This window comes from Nitrosophilus sp., assembly GCF_982775275.1.
In genome coordinates, this window is the sequence record NZ_CEXZHP010000137.1 from 1 (window position 1) to 4,235 (window position 4,235).

Genomic DNA, 4,235 nt, shown 5'->3' on the forward strand with positions numbered 1-4,235 from the left:
AATATGCTTCCTTTATGCCAAAAAACTCCATACCCTCTTGTAATGAGTCAATTTCTCGAACAAAAGTATCTTTATCCTCAATATTATAACTAACATTTATCAAAAGCCTCTTTTGAGGAATAAAAAAATCTATCTCTTTTTTTTCTTTAAAATAGTAGATATCAATATATTTTCTTCTAAGGTGCAAAAAAACGATATTTTCAAAAAGTTTTGAATAATCTACAGAAAAAGAGGTATTGAAGATATAGTTAAATCCATTATCAACAATAAAAATCTTTTTTGGATTTTTCATTTCGCTTTTTATAGAGTTTTTAAAAACAGGAGCTAAAAAAACTGCATAGATATCGTTAAGATAGCTAAAATACTCAAACAAAGTATCTTTTGAAAGCTTAAAAGCTTGTGATTTTAGTTCGTTATAAAGTTTGTTAAAACTAAGAAGAGTAGCGGGATTTGAAAAGAGATATCTTATTAAAAATTTTATGAGAGTGAGATTTTTTATGTTGTATCTCTCTACCACATCCCTAAAGATAATTAAATCCACATAATCGCTCAAAATTCTCTTTTTAATATCATCATTCTCTTCAAGTGCGATTTCTGGAAAGCCTCCTTGAGTTATAAAACTATTAAAACTGTTTTTTATAAAAGAGAGGCTTTTTGATGAATATAAATTTATTTCAATATTTTTAAATTTTAAATATTCTTTGAAACTTAGTGGAAAAATCTCATAAGTAATCGTTCTACCTCTTAAATTTGTGGCTATCTCTTTACTTAGTAGATTAGAGGATGAACCTGTAATAAATATCTGGGCGTTTAGATTATCATAGATTCTTCTTACAAACTTTTCCCAATTATTCACCTCTTGAATTTCATCTAAAAAAATATAGATTTTTTCTTCCCTTTTTTTTGGAAAAAGTTCAAAATATGCTTCTATCAAAGAGTCCAAATCTTGTAAAGTTACCCCAAATAGTCTATCATCCTCAAAATTTATATAAATAATATTTCTATAATCGATAGTTTTTCTCAAACTATTGATAATATCGAACAAAATATAGGTTTTACCGCTACGCCTTATCCCAACTAAAGAGACGATTTTATTTGTATCAGTAGAAATTTTGTAATCTCTTTTGATAACTTTGAGCTCTTTTTCAAAAAAATCGGTTATTAAAAGTTTAAAAATCTCTTTCATTATCCTTCCTTATAAGGATAATTATACATATTTTTATACTTGTTTTCAAGGATAAATTAGCTTTTAATTGCATCAATGTTGGATGATTATACGCTACTACCACACTTGGGCCATAATTTAATTGCAGGCGCAAAAACCTCTCTTGGATGCACTAAACTTTTATTGAAAATTTGAATTTTTCTATAATCTCGTTTTTCCAAATTAAACTTTTTTGATAATTTTACTATAATTTCACAAAAGGAGAATTATGCAAAGATTAAAAGATTTAACTCCATTTATAGTTATGGATATCGTTAAAGAGGCCGCAAAATATAACGATGTTATACATTTTGAGATAGGTCAGCCAGATCTTTTACCATCTTTAAAAGTAAAAGAGGCTCTTTTAAAAGCTACACAGGAAAATAGATTTGCTTATACACAAACAGAGGGTTTGGAAATTTTAAGAGAAAAAATTGCCGCGCATTATAAAAAAGTCTACAATATAAAAATAGATAGCAAAAATATAATATTAACTCCGGGCACTAGCGGAGCTTTTTTGTTAGCTTACTCTTTGGTTTTGGATTATAAAAAAGTATTGGGTTTTAGCGATCCTGGTTATCCATCTTATAAAAATTTCTCTTATATTTTAGATATCAACCCCCTTTTTATAAACGTAGATAAAAACAGCAATTTTTGCATAACCAAAGATCATTTAAAAAATAAAAAATTGGAGGCTTTACAAATATCAAATCCATCAAATCCTACCGGAAACATTTATGAAAAAGAGAGTTTAAAAGAACTGATAAAATATTGTGAAGAGAAAAATATAGCATTTATATCTGACGAGTTATATCACGGTTTAACTTACGAGTCCAAAGTCCATAGCGCTTTAGAATTTAGCGAAAACGTGATCGTTATAAACGGTTTTTCAAAATATTTTTGTATGCCGGGATTTCGCTTAGGATGGATAATCGTTCCAAACAAATATCTAAGAAAAGCTATTATAATGGCCCAAAATCTTTTTATATCTCCTCCAACCCTTAGCCAATACGCAGCTATTGAAGCTTTTGATTATGAATATCTGGAAAATGTTAATAAGATTTTTAAAAAAAGAAGAGATTTTTTATATGAAAATCTAAAAGATATTTTTAAAATCCCCATAAAACCCCAAGGCGCTTTTTATATCTGGGCAGATATTTCAAAATATAGTAATAACGCCTTTTTATTTTCCAAAAAACTTTTAAAAGATATACAAGTCGCTCTAACCCCGGGAGTAGATTTTGGAAAAAATAATACAGAAAATTTTGTAAGATTTTCCTATACAACAGATATAAAAAATTTAAAAACGGGAGTAGAAAGGCTAAAAAGCTACCTACTCTAAACTCCCTTTAGCAAAAACGTATATTGCGCTATTATAAAGGCTCAACAAATATGCAACAATCAAAACCAATGGCAACAAAATAACAGTAGAGGAGAGTATTACTAAAACTATTGCAAACAAAAAGATTATAATAGACCAAATAGCGATCAAAATAAAGTAGTTTTTATTAAAAGTTTTTTTCCAAAAAGATGGTGATATAAGTAAGAGAGTTTTTCTAAAAGAGTCGTTAAAACCTTCAGACAAAATAACTTCTCCCATAACTGCGGGAAATACATAAAGCAAAAAACCGCCAACTATCAATAACATAAATGAAGGAATCGAAAATGCTCCCATCATATAAAATATCATCTCTTGTTCACTCATACCTTTTATCTCATTCATAGTAAAAGAACCGCCAAAAATTGAAGCAATTAAAACAAAAATAAATATAAAAACAAGCGAAATCAAAAATAGTCCCAAAAAAGCTCCTGTGGCTTCTGCTATATATTTTGTCAAAAAGTCCCCTACCCTTGTGTTTGCGGCAATCTCCTCCATCTCTTTTTCATCTTTTATATTATAAACCTCTTTTCCAAAATAGATCTCAATTGCAAATCCCAATATAGAATAAGCAAAAACAAATAAAATACCAATAAGAGGAATAACTGAAAAAAAGCTTAAAACCAACAATATAGCAATCGCTGCGAAAGAGAGGGCATAATTTCCTTTAAAAAATAAAAGTGCGAGTTTTAAGGCCTCAATATTTGATTTTTCAACCATTTTTTTCTCCTTTTTTTTCCATTTTACTCTAACATATATAAAATAGTTTTTAACAGCCGCTTTTTTTCATTGTTTTTGCCCTCTCTATAGGAAATCTATCTCTATTTTTCGCTATTTTTCTTTTTGAAGCTTCATACAGATCTATATCCAAAACAGAGGAGAGCCTCAAAAGGTAATGCAATACATCAGCCATCTCTTGGGCAATCTCTTTTTTTTCTTCTTCGCTAAATTCATTAGCTTTCTTATCGCACCACTGAAAATGCTCCATTAGTTCTGCCGCTTCGATAGCTATACTCATAGATAGATTTTTAGGTGTGTGATATTTTTGCCAATCTCTTTCTTTTACAAATTCATCCAAAAGCCTTTGAAGCTCATATAGACTTCCTCTTTTATCCAAAATATGCTCCTATTTTTTGTTTCAATTTTTTATATATCTTTTCAAAATCTGTGCTATAAACTCTGGTATTTGCAACGGATGTTATAAAATTTGTATCCCTTTGCCATCTTGGCACCAAATGAAGATGAATATGTTCTGCGATTCCAGCACCACCAGCTACTCCTAAGTTCATACCTATATTTACTCCTTCAGCCTTTAATACCTCTTTTAAAAGTCTCACGCCCTTTTGCGCAAGTTCGCAGATCCTAAGCCACGCCTCTTTTTCCAGATTTTCCAAATTGTCTATATGTTTATGAGGTATTATCATAAAATGTCCCGGAGTATAAGGATATCTGTTCATTACTATAAAACAAAATTCATCCCTATATAAAACATGATTTTTCTCATCTAACTCACTATGTTTACTTATATGACAAAAAACACACCCTTTTGGCTTTTTATCCGTAATATATTCGCTTCTCCAAGGAGCATAAAGTATATCAAACATAAATCTTTCCTTAAAAATCTCTCAAGGCAAGGCCTTGAGTTTTTTATAA

Annotated in this window: 5 protein-coding genes; 1 reads left to right on the forward strand and 4 read right to left on the reverse strand. The window is 29.4% G+C overall.

Annotation, left to right across the window (positions count from 1 at the left end; translation table 11 throughout):
• Positions 1 to 1,186 (reverse strand): ATP-binding protein (locus AC30RD_RS06835; protein WP_489493653.1); only part of this gene is annotated, 1,186 nt, incomplete at its 3' end.
• Positions 1,187 to 1,433: 247 nt separating this feature from the next.
• On the opposite strand from AC30RD_RS06835, the gene AC30RD_RS06840 reads away from it, so the two are divergent.
• The gene (locus tag AC30RD_RS06840) at positions 1,434 to 2,546 is read left to right on the forward strand and encodes a pyridoxal phosphate-dependent aminotransferase (RefSeq protein WP_489493655.1); all 1,113 of its coding nucleotides are present in this window, start codon (positions 1,434 to 1,436) and stop codon (positions 2,544 to 2,546) included.
• Here AC30RD_RS06840 and AC30RD_RS06845 read toward each other — a convergent pair.
• The 3 genes from AC30RD_RS06845 to AC30RD_RS06855 are packed head-to-tail and all read right to left on the reverse strand — an operon-like array spanning position 2,538 to position 4,186.
• On the reverse strand, positions 2,538 to 3,302 hold the full coding sequence (locus AC30RD_RS06845; RefSeq protein ID WP_489493656.1) for a hypothetical protein: 765 nt from the start codon (positions 3,300 to 3,302) through the stop codon (positions 2,538 to 2,540). The genes AC30RD_RS06840 and AC30RD_RS06845 overlap by 9 nt on opposite strands.
• A 49-nt stretch (positions 3,303 to 3,351) precedes the next feature.
• Positions 3,352 to 3,699, reverse strand: a complete 348-nt coding sequence (locus AC30RD_RS06850) for a nucleotide pyrophosphohydrolase (RefSeq protein ID WP_489493658.1) — start codon at positions 3,697 to 3,699, stop codon at positions 3,352 to 3,354.
• A complete protein-coding gene (locus AC30RD_RS06855; protein WP_489493659.1) occupies positions 3,692 to 4,186 on the reverse strand; it encodes an HIT family protein in 495 nt (164 codons plus the stop codon). The genes AC30RD_RS06850 and AC30RD_RS06855 overlap by 8 nt, the downstream gene beginning before the upstream one ends.
• Between the last annotated feature and the right edge of the window lie 49 nt (positions 4,187 to 4,235).

Bases quoted from the DNA above. Each gene is read 5' to 3' on its own strand.
- AC30RD_RS06840 (WP_489493655.1), top strand. From the start codon at position 1,434: ATGCAAAGATTAAAAGATTTAACTCCATTTATAGTTATGGATATCGTT.
- AC30RD_RS06845 (WP_489493656.1), bottom strand. From the start codon at position 3,302: ATGGTTGAAAAATCAAATATTGAGGCCTTAAAACTCGCACTTTTATTT.
- AC30RD_RS06855 (WP_489493659.1), bottom strand. From the start codon at position 4,186: ATGTTTGATATACTTTATGCTCCTTGGAGAAGCGAATATATTACGGAT.